General features: G+C 44.9%; 1 tRNA gene. It reads left to right on the top strand.

The features are described from left to right. The first annotated feature begins 50 nt into the window (after positions 1–50). Positions 51–126 (top strand) — tRNA-Ala (locus GEV01_RS30655). The last annotated feature ends 119 nt before the right edge of the window (positions 127–245 follow it).

Here is a 245-nt window from a genome sequence, read left to right as displayed (position 1 = left end):
TGGTTCGAGTCCAACCAGCCCTACCAGTTTCTGCCTTGTAGTAAATCTCAGGGGGATTAGCTCAGCTGGGAGAGCACCTGCTTTGCAAGCAGGGGGTCGTCGGTTCGATCCCGTCATCCTCCACCAAAAGTTCAAACGTAAGTCAGCCAATCATGGTTGCGATTTAGGTTTGATCTTTTAGAGATCAAGTGCTGTACGTTCTTTAACAATCTGGAAGAAGTAAGTAAATTTTTATTGATCGTTTT

The sequence above is a fragment of the Rugamonas rivuli genome, assembly GCF_009380165.1.
Classification (GTDB): Bacteria; Pseudomonadota; Gammaproteobacteria; order Burkholderiales; family Burkholderiaceae_D; genus Rugamonas; species Rugamonas rivuli.
The sequence above is the reverse complement of the archived record's forward strand: the minus strand, read 5'-3'. Positions and strand labels throughout refer to the sequence as shown.